This is a genomic window from Shinella fusca (genome assembly GCF_014203155.1).
Classification (GTDB): Bacteria; Pseudomonadota; Alphaproteobacteria; order Rhizobiales; family Rhizobiaceae; genus Shinella; species Shinella fusca.
Window position 1 is genome coordinate 256,684 of record NZ_JACHIK010000004.1, and the last position, 19,164, is coordinate 275,847.

Sequence of the window (19,164 nt, forward strand, 5' to 3'; positions counted from 1 at the left end):
CAAAACGATTTGCATGACGCAATTCCTAACACGGTTTTTGTGTTTTGCAAATCGTTTTGCAGCCCCCCCGGCCGCGTGCTAAGGAGGGCGACGGGAGAAACCATGAGCAAACCGACAATCGCCGACCTCGCGAAGGCGGCGGGCGTATCGCCCACCACCGTCTCGCACGCCTTCAGCGGCCGCCGCTATGTGGACCCGGAAACGCGCAAGCGCATCGAGGCGCTCGCCGAGACGATGGGCTATCGGCCGAACCACCGGGCGCGGCGGCTGCGCACCGGCGGGGCCGGCTCGATCGCCCTCGTCTCCTCGATGCCCTTCGCGGTCGCCGCCGGCCCGTCGCGGCTCGGCTTCCTGATGGAGATCGCGGCGGCGGCGGCGGTCGCCGCCTTTTCGCGTGACATCGCCCTTTGCCTCGTGCCGCCGCTCGGGCCGCGCGACCGCCTCGACGCGCTCGAAGTGGACGGCGCCATCGTCGTCGAACCGGAACGGAACGATCCGGTGCTGGATTTCTTTTCCGACCGCGGCGTCGAGGTCGTCTCCATCGGGCGGGCGCCCGGGCGGGAAGACCTTCCCTTCGTCGATCTCCAGAGCGGCACGACGGCCCGCCTCCTCCTCGATCACCTGTTTGCGGGCGGAGGGCAGATCGGCCTCATGACCGGGCTGCAAAGGCGCAATTCCTATCTCGAAGTGGAAGCGGCCTATGCGGCCTTCGCCGCCGAAGCGGGCTTTGCCCCGCTCGCCGTCCGCGTGGACGAACGGGGCGGCGAGCAGGCGGCAGCCGCCGCGGCCGAAACGCTGCTGCGGGAGAACCCCGCCCTTTCGGCGCTCTGCGTTCCGGTCGATGCCTTCGCGGCCGGCGCCCTCGAAGCGGCACGGATCGTCGGACGCAGGGTGCCGGAGGATCTTCGGCTCGCGACCCGCTATGACGGCATGCGCGCCAAGCTCGCCAAGCCGCCCCTCACCGCGGTCGACCTCCACCTCGACCAGGTGGCCGCCGCCGCCGTCGATCTCCTCCTGGCCCGCCTCGGGCAGCCCTGCCCCGAACCGAGCCTGCCCCCGCCGCCGAGCCTGGTGCTGCGCGCATCGTCGGCTCAGGCGGGAACGTAGGTCAGCCTGATCACGTCCTCGCAAATCGGGTCGTGGGCCATGAGGCGGAGCGGCGGCCGGGGTCCGGCGAAATAGGGCCTGCCGTGACCGAGCACGACGGGATGCAGGTAGATGCGATATTCGTCGATCAGGCCGAGCTCGGTAAGGCTCTGCGCGAGATCGGGACCGGCGACTTCGATCTCCCCGTCGCGCCCGGCCTTCAATGCGCGGATCGCGCCTTCGAGGTCACCTTCGACAAGCCGGGCATTGGGGCCGACGGAGGCCAGCGAACGCGAGACCACCCATTTCGGCTGCCTCCGCCATGCCGCCGCGAAGGCACGCTCGTCCTCATCCCATTCAGGATGGTCGTCGTCCCAGTAACGCATGATCTCGTACATCTTGCGGCCGTAGATGCTGCCCGCCTGCCCTTCCGCCTCCTCGATGAAGTGCCGGAAGAGCGCGGGGCCCGGCGCGAACGCCGTGTGGTCGACATAACCGTCCAGCGACTGGTTCATTCCGAATACGAGCCTGGCCATGGCCACATCCTTTCCATAGATGGCATGTCCGCGCGGAAACCGATTGCGCTTGGCAATCGGTTACAGGCTAGATTGACTGCTTTCAATTCGCAAGCGGTTTCTGGAACGCGGTGGGCCCGATGCCGGGGTCGGCCTTTCGTCCTCTTGTGCAGCGCAAGGAAATTGTCCGAAATCCGCGGCGACCGAAACAAGTTGACAAAACCGGCATCGGCTCGGTAATTTTCGGGAAATTTTCCAATTGGCATTTGGGCCCTCCCGGAACCGACCGTTCCGGCGGGGCTTTTTTGTTTGGTGGTCGAGCATGGTTGCAGACGGCAGAAAGACCATCCCCGTGGGGGTGCTTTTCTCACATTCCGGCCCCTACGCGAAGCTGGGGCACGAGGGGTATTGCGGCGCCGTGGCCGCGATAGAGGCCGTCAACGCGCATAATCTGCCGTTCGAGCTGAAGCCGGTCCCCGCCGATCCCGGCGGCAACACCGATCGCTATGCCGGCCTGTGCGACGACCTCATCGTGCGCCACGGCGTGCGCCACATCGTCGGCTGCACAACCTCCTGGAGCCGCAAGGAGGTCATTCCCGTCGTCGAGAAGCGCGATGCGGTGCTCTGGTATCCGTGCGTCTACGAAGGTTTCGAGGCGAGCGACCGGGTCGTCTATGTCGCAGCCTGCGCGAACCAGCATCTGGTGCCCCTGATGGAATTCATCATGCCGCGCTTCGGCAAGCGGGCGATCCTGCTCGGCTCGAACTACATCTGGGGCTGGGAGACCAACCGGCTGGCGCGCGAGATGCTGCATGCCGCCGACGGCGAGGTGCTGGGCGAGCGCGCCATCGCCATCGGCGACACGGATATCGGCCACCTGATCCGCGAGATCGAGGCGAAGAAGCCGGACTTCATCCTCAACAACCTCATCGGCGAATCCTCCTACGCCTTCCTGAAGGCCTATGCCGAACTGGGCCGGCGCGATCCCGATTTCCGCTCCTCCGTCCGGCCCGTCGTGAGCTGCAATTTCTACGAAAGCGAGCTCGAACGGGTGGGACTGGATGCGCAGGACAATTTCACCGTGAGCTGCTACTTCCGCTCGCTGCCCGGCGAAGCCAACCGGACCTTTGTCGAGGCGGCGCGGACGCGCGGGGCCGATAGCGGAATTTCCGCCTTCTTCGCCCAGAGTTATGCCAGTATCCTGCTGATCGCCGCCGGCATCGCGCACGCCGGAACCGACGCCATCGAGCCGGTGCTTGCGGCCGCCAAGACCCATGCGACCGGCACGCCGCTCGGCGACATCATCGTGGATGCCCGCACCAACCATATCGCCTTGCCCGCCCATATCGGACGGGCGCGCGGGGACGGCGGGTTCGATATCGTGCATCAGGCAGACCATGCGATCCAGCCGGACCCGTTCATGGCCCGGACCTATCTCCAGACTTCCGCGGACAAGGGCCAGCAGCCCGGTTTCCTGAGGCTCGTCAAATGACCAAGACAGACCGACCCTCCGCCTTCCCGACCTGGGGCGCCTTCGAAAACTGGACGGCGCTGATCGTCCACCGCCGCCATGCCAATGTCGACGCCATCACGCAGCAATTGCAGCGCATCGGCGTCGATGCCGTGGAGTGCTGGCCAGACGTGCCGGAAAACGCCGACATCACGCCGTTCAACATCGTCTTCTTCGATGTGGACATGGGCTACGACGGGCAGTTCCCCTGGCAGCCGCAGCAGGCGCCGGTGCCGACCGTGGCGCTGATCGGCTCGGAGGCCCCCGGCCGCATCGACTGGGCGCTCCGCCAGGGCGCGGACGCGCAGCTCATCAAGCCGATCGGCAGCGCCGGCGTCTACAGCGCGCTGGTCATCGCCATGCACAATTTCCACCGGCGGCATGCGCTGGCGACCGAGATCGGCGCGCTCCGCGAAAGCCTCGACCAGCGCGAGGCGGTGGCGCAGGCGACCGCGATCGTGATGCTGGCGGAGAACCTCTCGCCGAAACAGGCCTACCAGAAGCTGCGCCTTGCCGCGATGGCCGAACGCATCAGCGTCGAAGCCGCGGCACGGCGCTTCCTGAACGAACAGCAGGCAGGACCCGACCGTGAGCGCGCTTGAGACCCTTCCCGGCAACCGGAAAAAGGCCGAGCGCGGCGTCTTCGCCCGCATCGTGCGCCGGCCGCTGGCGGCATTCGGCCTCTTCGTCATCGTCCTGACGATAGCCGCGGCGGTCTTCGCGCCGTGGATCATGCCCTTCGACCCGAACGAGCAGTTCTTCGACGGGCTGACGCTCGAGGGCGCACCGCTTCCGCCCGACGGCAAGTTCTGGTTCGGCACCGATCTCGTCGGCCGCGACCTCTTCTCGCGGCTGATCTTCGGCGCGCAGACCTCGCTGATCATCGGCGTCGTGGCGAACGGCATCGCCGTGCTGATCGGCTCGACGGTCGGCATCTGCGCCGGCTATTTCCGCGGCCTGGTCGAAACCGTGCTGATGCGCTTCACCGACCTGATGATGGCCTTTCCAGCCCTTCTCCTCGCCATCGTGCTCGCCGCGATCTTCACGCCGAGCCTGTGGATCGTCGCCATGGTGATCGCCATGGTCAACTGGGTGCAGATCGCGCGCGTGCTCTACACCGAGACGCGCTCGCTCTCCGAGCGCGATTTCATCGAGGCCGAGCGGGCGATGGGCGCGGGCGCGCCGCGCATCATCCTCAAGCATATCCTGCCGCACCTCTTTTCCACGATGATCGTCTGGGCGACGCTCGGCATCGCCACCACGGTGCTGCTGGAGGCGACGCTCTCCTTCCTCGGCATCGGCGTCCAGCCGCCGACCCCTTCCTGGGGCAACATCATCTTCGAGAACCAGACCTATTTCACCAGCGCGCCCTGGCTGGTCTTCATTCCCGGCGCGGCGATCCTGCTTCTGGCGCTGGCCTTCAACCTCGTCGGCGATGCCCTGCGCGACGTGCTCGACCCGACCCAGCAGGGACACCACTGATGCTAGCCTATATCGCCCGACGGCTGCTCCAGACGCTGATGATCCTGATCGGCATCAGCTTCGTGACCTTCATCCTGCTCTATCTGGTGCCGGCCGATCCGGCGCGCCAGATCGCGGGCCGCAGCGCCACGGCGCAGACCGTCGAGAACATCCGCGAGCAGCTCGGGCTGAACCTGCCCTTCTACGAGCAGTATCTGCGCTACCTGAAGGACCTCGTCCACGGCGACCTCGGGCGCTCCTACCTGCAGAAGACGGAGGTCGCCTCGCTCATCTGGTCGCGCCTTCCGGCAAGCCTGCTGCTGATGGCCGGGGCGATCGTCAGCGAACTCCTCATCGGCATCACCATGGGCGTCATCGCCGCCACCCGGCGCGGCAGCCGCACGGACAACGCGCTGATGATCTTCTCCTTCGTCGGCGTCTCGGCGCCGCAATTCGTCATCGGCATCCTGATGCTCTACGTCTTCGCGGTGCGGCTCGGCTGGTTCCCCATCGGCGGATACGGCACGTTCCAGCACATGGTCCTGCCGTCGCTGACGCTCGGCCTTCTCGGCGCGGGCTGGTATTCGCGCATGATGCGCTCGTCGCTTCTCGACGTGCTGCGCCAGGACTATATCCGCACCGCCCGCGCCAAGGGCCTCGCCCGCTGGACGATCCTCGTGCGCCACGCCATGCCCAACGCCATCCTGCCGATCGTCGCCATGATCGGCATCGATATCGGCCTGTTCATGTCGGGCATCGTGGTGGTGGAAAGCGTGTTCGGATGGCCGGGCATCGGCCAGCTCGCCTGGCAGGCCATCCAGCGCGTCGACATACCCATCATCATGGGCGTCACCATCGTCTCCGCCTTCGCCATCGTTCTCGGCAACCTCCTTGCGGACCTCATCACTCCGCTGATCGACCCGCGCATCAAGCTGCGGTGAAAAAACACTCCAGAGAGAAAGGGACAGACATGAAGAAATCGCTTCTCATCGGCGCCTCGGCGCTTGCACTCATCCTTGCCGCCCCGCTCGGCGCGGCAGCCGAAACCGCCAAGCAGGGCGGCTCGATGATCGTCACCTACAAGGACGACGTGTCCACGCTCGACCCGGCCATCGGCTACGACTGGCAGAACTGGTCGATGATCAAGTCGCTGTTCGACGGCCTGATGGACTACGAGCCCGGCACCACGAACCTGCGCACGGAAATCGCGCAGGACTACACGATCGCCGAGGACGGCAAGACCTTCACCTTCACCCTGCGCAAGGGCGTGAAGTTCCACAACGGCCGGGAGCTGACAGCCGACGACGTCAAGTATTCCATCGAGCGCGTGGTGAACCCGGCAACGCAAAGCCCCGGCGCCGGCTTCTTCGGCTCCATCGCCGGCTTCGAGGAGGCATCGGCCGGCAAGGCCGATCACCTCTCCGGCATCACCGTGGTCGATCCCTACACGATCAAGTTCGAGCTGAGCCGCCCCGACGCGACCTTCCTGCATGTGCTGGCGCTGAACTTCGCCCATGTGGTCCCCAAGGAGGAAGTCGAGAAATACGGCGCGGACTTCGGCAAGCATCCGGTCGGCTCCGGCGCCTTCAAGCTGGCCGAATGGACGCTCGGCCAGCGCATCGTCTTCGAACGCTTCAAGGACTATTACAATCCCGAGCTGCCCAAGCTCGACCAGATCACCTTCGAGGTCGGCCAGGAGCCGGTCGTCGCGCTGCTGCGCCTGCAGAACGGCGAGATCGACATTCCCGGCGACGGCATTCCGCCGGCCAAGTTCATCGAGGTCACCAAGGATCCGAAGTTCAAGGACCTGATCATCCAGGGCGGGCAGCTCCACACCGGCTACGTGACCATGAACGTCAAGATCAAGCCGTTCGACGACGTGAAGGTGCGCCAGGCCGTCAACATGGCCATCAACAAGGATCGCATCGTCCGCATCATCAACGGCCGCGCCCTGCCGGCCAACCAGCCGCTGCCGCGCTCCATGCCGGGCTATGCGGAAGACTACAAGGGCTATCCCTACGATCCGGAAAAGGCCAAGGCGCTGCTCGCCGAAGCCGGCCTTGCCGACGGCTTCGAGACCGAGCTCTTCGCCGCCAACACCGACCCGCAGCCGCGCATTGCGCAGGCCATCCAGCAGGACCTCGCCGCCATCGGCATCAAGGCGTCGATCAAGTCGCTGGCGCAGGCCAACGTCATCGCGGCCGGCGGCGAGCCGGACGGCGCGCCGATGATCTGGTCGGGCGGCATGGGCTGGATCGCCGACTTCCCCGATCCGTCCAACTTCTACGGCCCGATCCTCGGCTGCGGCGGCGCGGTCCAGGGCGGCTGGAACTGGTCGTGGTACTGCAACGAGGACCTCGACAAGAAGGCGCAGGAAGCCGACTCGATGGTCGACCCCGCAAAGAAGGCGGAGCGCGAAGCGCTGTGGCGCGACATCTACCTGAAGATCATGGACGACGCGCCGTGGGCGCCGATCTTCAACGAGGAACGCTTCTCCGTGCGCTCCGAACGCCTTGGCGGCCCGGATGCGATCTTCGTCGATCCCGTCCACATCCCGGTCAATTACGACGAGGTCTATGCAAAAGATGTGCAGTAACTGCCAGTACACCATCCATGGCCGGCACCATCACTTCGGCTGGGACAATTCGTTCCAGCCGGCAGAGACGGTGGCGCCGGGCTCGACGCTGAAATTCGAATGCCTCGACAGCGGCGCCGGGCACTATCATCCCGGCAGCACGGTCGCGGATGTGTCGACGATGGACTTCTCCAAGGTCAATCCGGTCAGCGGCCCCATCTACGTGGATGGGGCCAGGCCCGGCGACGTCCTGAAGATCACCATCCACCAGTTCGAGCCCTCGGGCTTCGGCTGGACGGCCAACATTCCCGGCTTCGGGCTTTTGGCCGACGACTTCAAGGAACCGGCGCTGGCGCTGTGGAACTACGACGCCTCGACGCTGGAACCGGCCCTCTTCGGCAAGCACGCCCGCGTGCCGCTGAAGCCCTTTGCCGGCACCATCGGCCTCGCGCCGGCCGAAAAGGGCCTGCACTCCGTCGTGCCGCCGCGGCGCGTCGGCGGCAATCTCGACATCCGCGACCTTGCGGCGGGAACGACGCTCTACCTGCCGGTCGAGGTGGAGGGCGCGCTGTTCTCCATCGGCGACACGCACGCCGCACAGGGCGACGGCGAAGTCTGCGGCACGGCGATCGAAAGCCGGATGGACGTCGCGCTCACGCTCGACCTCATCCGCGACACGCCGCTGAAGATGCCGCGCTTCACCACGCCCGGCCCCGTGACCCGTCATCTCGACACCAAGGGCTACGAGGTCACGACCGGCATCGGCCCGGACCTGTGGGAAGGCGCGAAGGCGGCCCTTTCCAACATGATCGACCTTCTCTGCCAGACGCAGAACCTCGATCCGGTGGACGCCTACATGCTCTGCTCGGTCTGCGGCGACCTGCGCATCAGCGAGATCGTCGACCAGCCGAACTGGGTCGTGTCCTTCTACTTCCCGCGCTCGGTCTTCGAATAGCCATGCACGGGGCGGCTCCGGCCGCCCCGCCCCACGACTTGGAAAGCATAGACATGAACACCGTTTCTCCGCTCTTGCAGGTCCGGGACCTGGTAACGCAGGTCGCAACGCCCGACGGTGCGCGCACCGTCGTGGACCGGCTGTCCTTCGACCTGCGGCGCGGGGAAACGCTTTGCATCGCCGGCGAAAGCGGCTCGGGCAAGTCGATGACCGTGCTGTCGCTGATGCAGTTGCTGCCGAAGAACCTGGCGCGCGTGACGGGCGGCTCGGCCGTCATGAACGGCCGCGATATCCTCAGGCTCGACGAAGGCCAGATGCGCGGCGTGCGCGGGCGCCATATCGGCATGATCTTCCAGGAGCCGATGACCTCGCTCAATCCGGTCCTGACCATCGGGCGGCAGATCGCCGAAGCCGTCGGCCCGCAGTTCGGCCTCTCTGGCGCGGCGATGACGCAGCGCTGCAAGGAACTGCTCGACGAGGTGCAGATTTCCGACGCCGCCCGCCGCCTGCTGCAATATCCGCATGAACTTTCGGGCGGCATGCGCCAGCGCGTGATGATCGCCATGGCGCTGGCGCAGAAGCCGGAAATCCTGATCGCCGACGAGCCGACGACCGCGCTCGACGTGACGGTGCAGGCGCAGATCCTCGCGCTCATCCGCAAGCTCCAGGCCGAAAACGGCGTCTCCGTCATCCTCATCACCCACGACATGGGCGTGGTGGCGGAGATGGCCGATCATGTGCTCGTCATGAACAAGGGCAAGGACGTGGAGCACGGCCCGCTGCGCGAGGTCTTCCACCATCCGAAGGACGAGTATACGCGGAAATTGCTCGCCGCCGTGCCGCGGCTCGGCGAGATGACCGGAACGGACAGGCCCAAGCGCGCGCCCGCCGAGGCGAAGGCGCCCGCAAAGGCGGAGAACGCGGCCGGCCCGGTGCTGGCCGTGGAAGATCTCATCGTCCGCTTCGACATCAAGGGCGGCATCCTGCAACGGCCGGTGCGGCGCGTCCATGCGGTGGAAGGCGTGTCCTTCACCGTCAATCGCGGCGAGACGCTGTCGCTGGTCGGCGAATCCGGCTGCGGCAAGTCCACGACCGGCAAGGCGCTGCTCAACCTCGTGCCGTGGAGCGGCGACATCCGCATAGGCGGGAAAAGCACGAGGGGGCTGAGCCGTTCGGCCATGCGGCCGGTGCTGCGCGACATCCAGATGATCTTCCAGGATCCCTATGCCTCGCTCGACCCGCGCATGCGGGTGGGCGACCTCGTCGCCGAACCGCTCGTCATCCACAAGCTCGCCTCGGGCAGCGAGCTGACCGACCGCGTCGAATATCTCTTCCGCCGCGTCGGTCTGTCGGCAGAGCAGATGAAGCGCTATCCGCACGAATTCTCCGGCGGCCAGCGCCAGCGCATCTGCATCGCGCGCGCCCTGTCGCTGTCGCCGAAGCTGATCGTTGCCGACGAAAGCGTCGCGGCGCTCGACGTCTCCATCCAGGCGCAGGTGCTCGATCTCCTGCAGGACATCCAGAACGAGACGGGCATCTCCTACCTGTTCATCAGCCACGACATGGCGGTGGTGGAACAGATCAGCCATCGCGTCGCCGTGATGTATGCGGGCCGCTTCGTCGAAACGGGCACGCGCGCGCAGGTGTTCGAAAATCCGCAGCACGCCTATACGCGCAAGCTGATGGACGCCGTCCCCGTCGCCGACCCGGACCGCGACCGCCGCCGCTTCATGCCCAACGAGGGCGAGCTGCCGAGCCCCGTCAAACCCCTCGACTACGTGCCGCCCCGGTCCGTCCGCACCGAGATCGCGCACGGGCACATGGTCTGGCAGGAAGCATAGGCTTCCGCGATATCCATCAGGAAATTCGCTTCAGCCCTCCGGCAGCGGTTGATCGTATCAAAATCTCTGATACAGATCAGATGCAATGCCTGGAGGACATATGAGCACGCGATTTCTGATGATCGGCCCGGAAGACGGCAAGGAGGTGCTGAAATGCCTTGCGGCACCGGCGCGGGTTTCCATGCTGGAGCTGCTGCATATCCGCGGGCCGCTGAACGTCAACGAGATCGCCGAGGCGCTGGACCTGCCGCAATCGACCACGTCGACGCATCTCAACCTGCTCGAAGAGGCGGGCCTGATCCGCACCGAGGTCTCGAAGGCGCGCAAGGGCAGCCAGAAGGTCTGCCATGCCGTGCACGAGGAGATCGTCCTTTCGTTCGGCAGCCATGCCCGCACCGCCGAGGAGGCGATCGAGGTGGCCATGCCCGTCGGGCTCTATAGCGGCTACGAGGTCTTCGCGCCCTGCGGCATGTGCTCGCGCGAGAGCATCATCGGCTATCTCGACAGTCCCGACACGTTCCTGGCGCCCGACCGCATGAAGGCCGGCCTCCTTTGGTTTACAAGGGGTTATGTCGACTACCAGTTTCCCAACAACGCCCGCATCAAGGGGGCGGAGGTGAAGGAGCTGGAGGTCGTCCTGGAACTCTCCTCGGAAGTGCCGGGGACCTCGGACAACTGGCCGTCCGACATCACGCTCTCCATCAACGGCAAGAGCATCGGCGCCTGGACCTCGCCCGGCGATTTCGGCGACCGCCGGGGCAAGTATACGCCCGACTGGTGGAAGCTGCGCGGCAGCCAGTACGGCGTGCTCAAATGTTTCCGCGTGACGGAAAACGGCACCTTCATCGACGGCATGCACGTTTCCGAGACCAGTCTTTCGGATCTGAACCTGCTTGAGCACCGCTCGATCCGCCTGCGGATCGAAGTGCCGGAAACGGCCGAACATCCCGGTGGAATCAATATCTTCGGCCGCGGCTTCGGCAATTACGATCAGGACATCGTGCTGCGATTGAAGACCTGATCACTCCCCGATCGCGCTTTGCCGCTCGAAGGCGGCTTGACGCTCGCCCCTTCCTGTGCAAATTATCATACTAATTGATATATATCTGGTTTCCAGATATACAGGGAGGCAAGCATGCGCGCAGTCGGTACCGCCCACAGCGGTTACGTCATCAGTACCATCGATCCCCGTCTTTACGGTTCCTTCGTCGAGCATCTCGGCCGCGCCGTCTATACGGGCATCTACGAGCCGGACCATCCGACCGCCGACGAGAACGGCATGCGCCGGGACGTCATCGATCTGGTGCGCGAGGCCGATGTTCCGATCGTGCGCTATCCCGGCGGCAACTTCGTCTCGGCCTACAATTGGGAAGACGGCATCGGTCCGCGCGAGGAGCGCCCGGTGCGCCTCGACCTCGCCTGGCATAGCTCCGAGAGCAACCATGTCGGCATCCACGAATTCGCCGACTGGGCGGAAGCGGCCGGCACCGACATGATGCTCGCCGTCAACCTCGGCTCGCGCGGCCTCGATTCCGCCCGCGCCTTCCTCGAATACGTCAACCATCCGGGCGGCAGCTACTGGTCGGACCTTCGCCGCAAGAACGGCCGCGAAGAGCCCTGGAACGTCAAGATGTGGTGCCTCGGCAACGAGATGGACGGCCCCTGGCAGATCGGCCAGAAGACGGCGGAGGAATACGGCCGCATCGCCTTCGAGACCGCCAAGGCCATGCGCGCCTTCGACACGTCGATCGAGCTCGTCGTCTGCGGCTCGTCCTCACCGAAGATGCCGACCTACCCGGCCTGGGAAGCGACCGTCCTCGACTACACCTACGATTCCATCGATTACATCAGCCTGCACATGTATTTCGACAACCATGCGGGCAACACGGCGGACTACCTCGCGCAGAACGCCCGCCTCGACGATTACATCGCCACCATCGCCGGCGTCATCACCTATACCAAGGCCAAGAAGCGCTCGAAGAAGGATGTCTATATCAGCTTCGACGAGTGGAACGTCTGGTATCACTCCCGCGAGGCGGACCGGAAGGTGCTGGAAGGCAATGACGGCTGGCCGCATGCCCCGGCGCTGCTGGAAGACATCTACAATTTCGAGGACGTGCTTCAGGTCGGCTGCATCCTCAACACCTTCATCCGCCGCTCGGATGTGGTGAAGGTCGGCTGCCTGGCGCAGCTCGTCAACGTCATCGCCCCGATCATGACCGTTCCGGGCGGCCCGGCCTGGCGCCAGACCACGTTCTTCCCCTATGCCTATGCCTCGAAATACGGGCGCGGCAAGGCCCTGAACCTGTCGCTCGACTGCCCCGGCTATTCGACCGACTTCGCCGCGAACGTGCCCTATCTCGACGTTTCCGCCGTCGAGACCGAGGCCGACGGCGCTCTCACTTTCTTCATCGTCAACCGCCACCAGAGCGAGGCGGTCGACCTCGATCTCGCGCTCGAAGGCTTCGGCGAGCGCAAGGTTATCATGGACAAGGTCATGGAAGGTCACGACCTTCGCGCCGTCAACGGCCCCGGCGCCGAGACGATCGCGCCGAGGGACGGCGCGGGCGCATCGGTCGTCGACGGCCGCCTTGCCGCCGGCATCGCGCCGCTCAGCTACCGGATGATCCGGCTCGGCGCGTAAGGCCATAGCGACAGGGAGGAGGCACCATGTCGGCATCGATCGAAATCACCAACGTCACCAAGCGCTACGGCGCGCTCACCGTGCTGGACGACGTTTCCCTGTCCATCGAGGCGGGCGAGTTCGTCGTCTTCCTCGGCCCCTCGGGCTGCGGGAAGTCGACGCTGCTCAGGATGATCGCCGGCCTCGAGGACGTGACGGCCGGCACGATCGCCGTCGGCGGGGAGCGCGTCGACACGCTGCCGCCGGGAAAACGCGGCGTCGCCATGGTCTTCCAGTCCTATGCGCTCTATCCGCATATGACGGTCGCGCAGAACATGTCCTTCGGCCTCGAGAATATCGGCATGGCGAAGGCCGAGATCGGGCGCCGCGTGGAGCAGGCGGCGGCAACGCTCGAGATCGCCCATCTCCTCGACCGCAAGCCGGCGAAACTCTCCGGCGGCCAGCGCCAGCGCGTCGCGATCGGCCGCGCCATCGTCAAGGAGCCGAAGGCCTTCCTGTTCGACGAGCCGCTGTCGAACCTCGACGCGGCGCTTCGCGGCCGCACGCGGCTGGAGCTTGCCCAGCTCCACGCCCGGCTCGGCAGCACGATGATCTTCGTGACGCACGACCAGGTGGAGGCTATGACGCTTGCCGACCGCATCGTCATCATGCACGACCGCAAGATCGAGCAGATCGGCACGCCGATGGAGATCTACCAGCGCCCGGCAAGCCGCTTCGTCGCAGGCTTCGTCGGCTCGCCGGCGATGAACTTCGTGCCGGTCAAGGGCGTGAATGAGAATGGCGGCACGCTGAGAATAGAAACCTGCGGCCTCGGCGACGTCGCCGCCGCCATTCGCCTGCCCGCCCGCTTTTCCCCGGAAGGGGGATGCCTCGGCATCCGCGCCGAGGACGTCACCGTGCTGCCGGCGGGTGAAGCGGGCATTCCGCTGAAAGCCGACGTCGTCGAGCGGCTCGGCGACCGCACCCTGATCTACGGCCAGCTCGCCGACGGCACGAAACTTGCCGCCGAAACGGACGGGCGCAGCGAAGCGCGCAGCGGCGACACGCTGCAGATCGCACTCGACACCTCGGCCCTGCATCTTTTCGACGCCGCCGGCATCGCCCACCATGCGGGGGGCGATTGACATGGCCGAGAGCTATCGCCGCAGCCAGTGGAGCAACGGCCTTTTCGTTCTCCCCTATCTCGCCGTCTTCCTGGTCCTGCTCGTCTTCCCGCTCGTCTGGGGCGCGTGGCTGAGCCTGCACAAGGTCGACCTCTTCGGCCCCGGCCGCTTCGTCGGGCTGGCGAACTACGGCCGCGTTCTGGCCGATCCGGTGTTCCTTCAGGCGCTGCGCAACACCGTCGTCTTCGTGCTGGTCAGCGTTCCCTCGCTGGTGGCGCTCGGGCTCTTCCTCGCGCTCGCGCTCAACAAGACGACGCGCGCGACCTCGTTCCTGCGCGCCCTGTTCTTCTCCTCCTCGGTGCTGTCGGTCACCATCGTGACGCTGATCTGGCGCTTCGTCTTCATCCCCGGCGACGGGCTGCTCGCGGTGATCAGCGAACAGCTCGGCATTGCGCCGGTCAATTTCCTGTCGACGAGCGGCTGGTCGCTGTTTTCCGTCGGCGTCGCCACCGTCTGGTGGTGCCTCGGCCTGCCGATGATGCTGTTCCTCGCCGCCCTCCAGCAGATCCCGAGCGATCTCTACGAGGCCGCCGCCCTCGACAATGCCGGCCCCTGGCGCGTCCTGACCCGCGTGACGCTGCCCTCCATCGCCCGCACCATCATGCTGGTGACGATCATCCAGATCGTCATGCAGTTCCAGCTCTTCGGCCAGGCGCAGCTCATGACCAACGGCGGCCCGAACGGCACGTCGCGCCCGCTGGTCATGTACATCTACGAGGTCGGCTTCGTGCGCTGGGATGTCGGCAAGGCGGCGGCGGCCTCCGAGTTCCTGTTCCTCATCATCCTCGTCGCGGCCATGGCCCAGTACCTGGTGTCGACCCGCAAGTCGGAGGTGTCCGAATGAGCCAGGATCAAACGACCTACCGCCCCGAAGGCCTGACCGCCAACCGTACCCTGCTGACGATCTCCATCATCCTCTCCATCGTGATGATGGCGCCGGTCGCATGGCTCGTCGGCCTGTCGATCAAGGACAACAAGGAGCTGATGCTCGGGACGGAATCCGTCTTCGCGTTCCCCTACACGCTCGTCAACTACCTCAACATCCTCTATTCCTCGCAGGCCTTCGGCTGGTTCTTCAACAGCCTCGTAGTGGCGGTCGGCCAGACCATCGGCGTGCTCGTCCTGTCGTCGCTCGCCGGCTATGCCTTCGCCCGCCTCGAATTTCCGTTCCGCAGGACGATCTTCGTCATCGTGCTCTTCGGGCTCGCCGTGCCGGAGCAGGCGGTGATCATCGCCCGTCACCAGATGTTCAACTGGTTCGGCCTGCACAATTCCTATCTCGGCCTGATCCTGCCGGACCTGTCGTCCGCCTTCGGCGTCTTCCTGATGACGCAGTTCTTCAGGGCGATCCCCCGCGAGATCGACGAAGCGGCCCTGCTCGACAATGCCTCGCCGCTTCGCATCTTCTGGAAGGTGCTCCTGCCCCTGACGCTGCCCGCCCAGGCGACGCTCGGCATCTTCACCTTCCTGCATGCCTGGAACGACTACTGGTGGCCGCTCATCTCCGCCACGAAGAAGGAGATGTTCACGCTCACCATCGGCATCGCCTCGTCCCAGACCAATTTCGCCCAGAGCGAAGGGCTCGGCTTCCTCAGCGCCCAGGCGGTCTTCGCCAGCCTGCCGGTTCTGATCGTCTACGTGATTTTCCAGCGCCATATCGTCACCGCGGTTTCAGGTGGCGCTGTGAAGTGACTGCCGCTGCGGCCGGGAGGGATTTGGCCGCAGCATGTTCAACCGGGGCAAGGCCCCTTCAATGGGAGAGACAGACCATGAGACGTTTTCTACTGAGCACGGCGGCCCTGGTCGCGCTGGCCTGCAGCGCTCCGGCGCACGCCGAAACGAAGATCGAGCTGCAGCGCTTCTTCGGCGCCTGCGACGCCGACTACGGGAAGGTCACCGACGTTTCCAAGGCGGTCGGCGAATGCGGCATCATCACCTCGCTCGTCAACAAGTTCGAGGCGGAAAACCCGGATATCGACGTCAACGTCACCACGGTCGAATGGCCGGGCTACGACCAGCTCAACGCCCAGCTTGCCTCGGGCGCCGCGCCGGACGTCGTGTCGATGCACTATTCGGCGATCTCCGACTACCAGTCGCGCGGCCTGATCGACCCGGTCGACGATATCCTCTCCGCCGAGGGCATCTCGCCCGACAGCTTCACCGACGCCGCCCGCGGCGGCGTGACCAAGGACGGCCAGATGTTCGGCCTGCCCTTCGACAACTGGACGATGCTCTTCCACATCAACATGAACCTGATGAAGCAAGCCGGCCTCGTCAACGCCGACGGCACGCCGATCCTGCCGAAATCGGCCGACGAGCTGATCGCCCAGGGCAAGCAGTTCCGGGAGAAGACCGGCAAGCCGTATCTCGTCCAGATCCTCGCCAACGAGACGGCCGCCTATGCCCGCATCCTCTACACGCTGCTCCAGCAGCAGAAGTCCGACTTCTTCGCCGATCCGACGAAGATCAAGCTCGATACGCCGGAAGCCCGCAACGCCATCGAACTGATGAAGCGCATCAAGGACGAGGGCCTGTCGACGACCGGCCTCGACTATGCCGCGGCCGTGACGGCCTTCACCCATGGCGACGGCGGCATCGCCGTCAACGGCACCTGGCTGATCGGCGATTTCGTCGCCCAGTCGGAAAAGGACGGCACGGCGCTCGCCAAGGGCTATGCCGTCTATCCGGTTCCCCAGCTCTATCCGGGCCAGGACAGCACCTATGCGGACGGCCATAGCTGGGTCCTGCCGCACAAGGACCGCACGCCCGAACAGACGGCGGCCATCGGCAAGCTCTTCAAGTTCCTCGCCGACAACGACTACGAATGGGCGCGCACCGGCCACCTGCCGGCGGTCAAGGCCGTCTTCGACAAGCCGGAATTCAAGGCGCTGCCGCATCGCGAGAGCATCGCGAAGATCGCCGAGACCGGCCGTTCGCTGCCGGGCGCCGTCCAGCGCCAGTTCGCGATCCAGGACATCATCGGCGAAGAGGTCGGCGCAGCCGTCAACGGTGACAAGTCCGTCGACGAGGCCCTGAGCAGCGCGGAAAGCCGCATCAACGACCTGCTCGCCAACATCTGAGGCAGGCGTGATCACTCCCAAGACGGCGTGCGGGATGGACAGCCGTCCCGCACGCCGGCCCGTATCGATCAGACGGCCTGATTGAGGCTCATCGCGGTTTCCTTCTCGTCGCGGCCGGTCTTCATGCGCTCGGCAAGGAGGAAGGCGAGCTCCAGCGCCTGGTCGGCGTTGAGGCGCGGGTCGCAATGGGTGTGGTACCGGTCGGCGAGATCGGCCCCCGTCACGGCGCGCGCACCGCCGGTGCACTCCGTCACGTCCTTGCCGGTCATCTCGATATGGATGCCGCCCGGGTGCGTGCCTTCCGACCGATGGATCTGGAAGAAGCTCTCGACCTCCGACAGGATCCGCTCGAACGGGCGGGTCTTGTAGTTGTTGAGCGTGATCGTGTTGCCATGCATCGGATCGCAGGACCAGACGACCTTGCGGCCTTCCTTCTCGACGGCGCGGACGAGCTTCGGCAGGCAGTCGGCGACCTTGTCGGAACCGAAGCGGCAGATCAGCGTCAGGCGGCCGGCCTCGTTGGCCGGGTTCAGCGCGTCGATCAGCGCGATCAGGTTGTCGGGCTGGAGCGACGGGCCGCATTTGAGGCCGATCGGGTTCTTGATGCCGCGGAAATATTCGACATGGGCATGATCGAGCTGGCGCGTGCGGTCGCCGATCCAGATCATGTGGCCGGAGGTCGCATACCAGTCGCCCGAGGTGGAATCGATACGGGTCAGCGCTTCCTCGTAGCCGAGCAGCAGCGCCTCGTGGCTGGTGAAGAAATCCGTCTCGCGCAGGCTCGCATTGTTTTCCGCGGTGATGCCGATGGCCTTCATGAAGTCCATGGTCTCGGAAATCCGCCCCGCCAGCGTGCGATAGCGCGCGGCCTGCGGTGAATCCTTGACGAAGCCGAGCATCCAGCGATGCACGTTTTCGAGATTGGCATAGCCGCCCATAGCGAAGGCGCGCAGGAGATTGAGCGTCGCGGCCGACTGGCGGTAGGCCATCATCTGGCGCTCCGGGTCCGGCGTGCGGGCAGCCCCGGAGAAATCGGTGCCGTTGACGATGTCGCCGCGATAGGTCAGCAGCGTCTCGCCGTCCTGCGTCTCGTGCGAATTGCTGCGCGGCTTGGCGAACTGGCCGGCGATGCGCCCGACCTTGACGACCGGAAGGCGTGCGCCATAGGTCAGGACGACGGCCATCTGCAGGAACGAGCGGAAGAAGTCGCGGATATTGTCCGCGCCGTGCTCGGCAAAGCTCTCGGCGCAGTCGCCGCCCTGAAGCAGGAAGGCCTTGCCTTCCGCGACGTCCGCGAGCTGCTTCTTCAGGCGGCGCGCCTCGCCGGCGAAGACGAGCGGCGGAAAGGTCGCAAGCTGCGCTTCCGTCGCGGCAAGCGCCGCCCTGTCCGGATAGTCCGGAACCTGCTGGATCGGTTTGCCCCGCCAGCTGCTCGGGGTCCAGTTCTGTGCCATTATCGTCATGCTCCCTGCGCCGGCGCCCGCCCTGATGACGGCCGCGCCGAACTCCTTGTCCGATCAGAGTATATACGTTCGGCCGAGATTTTCGACAGCCCGCCGGCTCATCACGGCGACGAGATGGGCGCGGTAGTCAGCCGGCGCATGCATGTCCCCCATCATCAGCGACGGATCGAGGGCCAGTCCGTCGAGCGCCGCCGGCGTGAGGTCGTCGGCAAGCCGCTCCTCCGCCTCGCTCCAGCGGAAGACGCCGCCATTGCCCGCCCCGGTGATCGCCACGCGGACCTTCCCGTCTCGATGCCTGCTGACGAAGGCCGCCGCCATGGAATAGCGGGAAGCGGGATTGCGGAACTTCGCATAGCCGGCGATTTCCGGGATCCTGAATTCGATGCGGACGAGAATCTCGCCCGGCGCCAGCGCTGTCGTATAGAGCCCCTGGAAGAAGTCGTCCGCGGCAAGGACGCGCCGGTCGGTGTGGACGACAGCGTCGAGCGACAGGACGGCGGAGGGATAGTCGGCGGCCGGATCGTTGTTGGCCGTCGAGCCGCCGATCGTGCCCATGTGGCGCACCTGGACATCGCCGATGGAGCCGGCAAGGCCGCAGAGCGCGGGGATGGCCGCCTTCACGTCCTCGCACGCCGCAACGGCGGCATGGCGCGTCGCCGCGCCGATGACGACCCGGTCCGCCGTCACCGCGATGCCGGAAAGCTCGGGGATGGCGCGGACGTCGATGAGATGCTGCGGAGCGGCAAGGCGGTTCTTGAGCGCAGGGATCAGCGTATGGCCGCCGGAAAGATAGGAGGCGTCCTCGGAGCCTTCGTAGAGGGCGACGGCTTCGGCGATGGTCTTCGGCCTGTGATATGTCGTTGCGTACACG

At 65.6% G+C, this 19,164-nt stretch carries 17 protein-coding genes; 14 read left to right on the forward strand and 3 right to left on the reverse strand.

Annotated features, from left to right (window positions below):
* Window positions 1-102: 102 nt before the first annotated feature.
* On the forward strand, window positions 103-1,107 hold the full coding sequence (locus HNQ66_RS08280) for a substrate-binding domain-containing protein (protein ID WP_184142905.1): 1,005 nt from the start codon (window positions 103-105) through the stop codon (window positions 1,105-1,107).
* On the opposite strand, the gene HNQ66_RS08285 is transcribed toward HNQ66_RS08280, so the two are convergent.
* Window positions 1,092-1,622 carry a dihydrofolate reductase family protein gene (locus HNQ66_RS08285; RefSeq protein ID WP_184142908.1) on the reverse strand — a complete coding sequence of 177 codons (531 nt, stop codon included), beginning with the start codon at window positions 1,620-1,622 and terminating at the stop codon, window positions 1,092-1,094. The genes HNQ66_RS08280 and HNQ66_RS08285 overlap by 16 nt on opposite strands.
* A 301-nt stretch (window positions 1,623-1,923) precedes the next feature.
* On the opposite strand from HNQ66_RS08285, the gene HNQ66_RS08290 reads away from it, so the two are divergent.
* The 13 genes from HNQ66_RS08290 (at window position 1,924) to HNQ66_RS08350 (ending at window position 16,830) form a co-directional block, all read left to right on the forward strand.
* A complete protein-coding gene (locus tag HNQ66_RS08290; RefSeq protein WP_184142911.1) occupies window positions 1,924-3,093 on the forward strand; it encodes a transporter substrate-binding domain-containing protein in 1,170 nt (389 codons plus the stop codon).
* Complete coding sequence (locus tag HNQ66_RS08295) at window positions 3,090-3,713, forward strand: ANTAR domain-containing response regulator (RefSeq protein ID WP_184142913.1); 624 nt, start codon at window positions 3,090-3,092, stop codon at window positions 3,711-3,713. The genes HNQ66_RS08290 and HNQ66_RS08295 overlap by 4 nt, the downstream gene beginning before the upstream one ends.
* Window positions 3,700-4,593, forward strand: a complete 894-nt coding sequence (locus HNQ66_RS08300; protein WP_184142916.1) for an ABC transporter permease subunit — start codon at window positions 3,700-3,702, stop codon at window positions 4,591-4,593. The genes HNQ66_RS08295 and HNQ66_RS08300 overlap by 14 nt, the downstream gene beginning before the upstream one ends.
* On the forward strand, window positions 4,593-5,513 hold the full coding sequence (locus HNQ66_RS08305; protein WP_184142919.1) for an ABC transporter permease: 921 nt from the start codon (window positions 4,593-4,595) through the stop codon (window positions 5,511-5,513). Before HNQ66_RS08300 ends, HNQ66_RS08305 begins: the two co-directional genes overlap by 1 nt.
* Window positions 5,514-5,542: 29 nt before the next feature.
* Complete coding sequence (locus HNQ66_RS08310) at window positions 5,543-7,168, forward strand: ABC transporter substrate-binding protein (RefSeq protein ID WP_184142922.1); 1,626 nt, start codon at window positions 5,543-5,545, stop codon at window positions 7,166-7,168.
* Window positions 7,158-8,102: an acetamidase/formamidase family protein gene (locus HNQ66_RS08315; protein ID WP_184142925.1), complete on the forward strand. Its 945-nt coding sequence runs from the start codon at window positions 7,158-7,160 to the stop codon at window positions 8,100-8,102. The genes HNQ66_RS08310 and HNQ66_RS08315 overlap by 11 nt, the downstream gene beginning before the upstream one ends.
* A 53-nt stretch (window positions 8,103-8,155) precedes the next feature.
* Entirely contained in the window at window positions 8,156-9,943 is a 1,788-nt protein-coding gene (locus HNQ66_RS08320; protein WP_184142928.1) for an ABC transporter ATP-binding protein, read from the forward strand.
* A 100-nt stretch (window positions 9,944-10,043) separates the two neighbouring features.
* Window positions 10,044-10,964 (forward strand): ArsR/SmtB family transcription factor, encoded by a 921-nt coding sequence (locus HNQ66_RS08325; RefSeq protein ID WP_184142931.1) that lies wholly within the window; start codon window positions 10,044-10,046, stop codon window positions 10,962-10,964.
* A gap of 114 nt (window positions 10,965-11,078) precedes the next feature.
* The gene (gene arfA, locus HNQ66_RS08330) at window positions 11,079-12,587 is read left to right on the forward strand and encodes an arabinosylfuranosidase ArfA (RefSeq protein WP_184142934.1); all 1,509 of its coding nucleotides are present in this window, start codon (window positions 11,079-11,081) and stop codon (window positions 12,585-12,587) included.
* Window positions 12,588-12,613: 26 nt separating this feature from the next.
* Window positions 12,614-13,711, forward strand: coding sequence for an ABC transporter ATP-binding protein (locus HNQ66_RS08335; RefSeq protein ID WP_184142937.1), 1,098 nt, complete (start codon window positions 12,614-12,616; stop codon window positions 13,709-13,711).
* 1 nt (window position 13,712) lies between these two features.
* Window positions 13,713-14,594 (forward strand): carbohydrate ABC transporter permease, encoded by an 882-nt coding sequence (locus HNQ66_RS08340; protein WP_184142940.1) that lies wholly within the window; start codon window positions 13,713-13,715, stop codon window positions 14,592-14,594.
* A complete protein-coding gene (locus tag HNQ66_RS08345) occupies window positions 14,591-15,442 on the forward strand; it encodes a carbohydrate ABC transporter permease (protein WP_184142943.1) in 852 nt (283 codons plus the stop codon). Before HNQ66_RS08340 ends, HNQ66_RS08345 begins: the two co-directional genes overlap by 4 nt.
* A 77-nt stretch (window positions 15,443-15,519) precedes the next feature.
* A complete protein-coding gene (locus tag HNQ66_RS08350) occupies window positions 15,520-16,830 on the forward strand; it encodes an extracellular solute-binding protein (RefSeq protein WP_184142945.1) in 1,311 nt (436 codons plus the stop codon).
* A gap of 68 nt (window positions 16,831-16,898) precedes the next feature.
* Here HNQ66_RS08350 and HNQ66_RS08355 read toward each other — a convergent pair whose 3' ends face one another.
* Window positions 16,899-18,284, reverse strand: coding sequence for a class II 3-deoxy-7-phosphoheptulonate synthase (locus tag HNQ66_RS08355; RefSeq protein ID WP_184142948.1), 1,386 nt, complete (start codon window positions 18,282-18,284; stop codon window positions 16,899-16,901).
* A gap of 63 nt (window positions 18,285-18,347) precedes the next feature.
* Window positions 18,348-19,163 (reverse strand): FAD binding domain-containing protein, encoded by an 816-nt coding sequence (locus HNQ66_RS08360; RefSeq protein ID WP_184142951.1) that lies wholly within the window; start codon window positions 19,161-19,163, stop codon window positions 18,348-18,350.
* Window position 19,164: the final 1 nt, after the last annotated feature.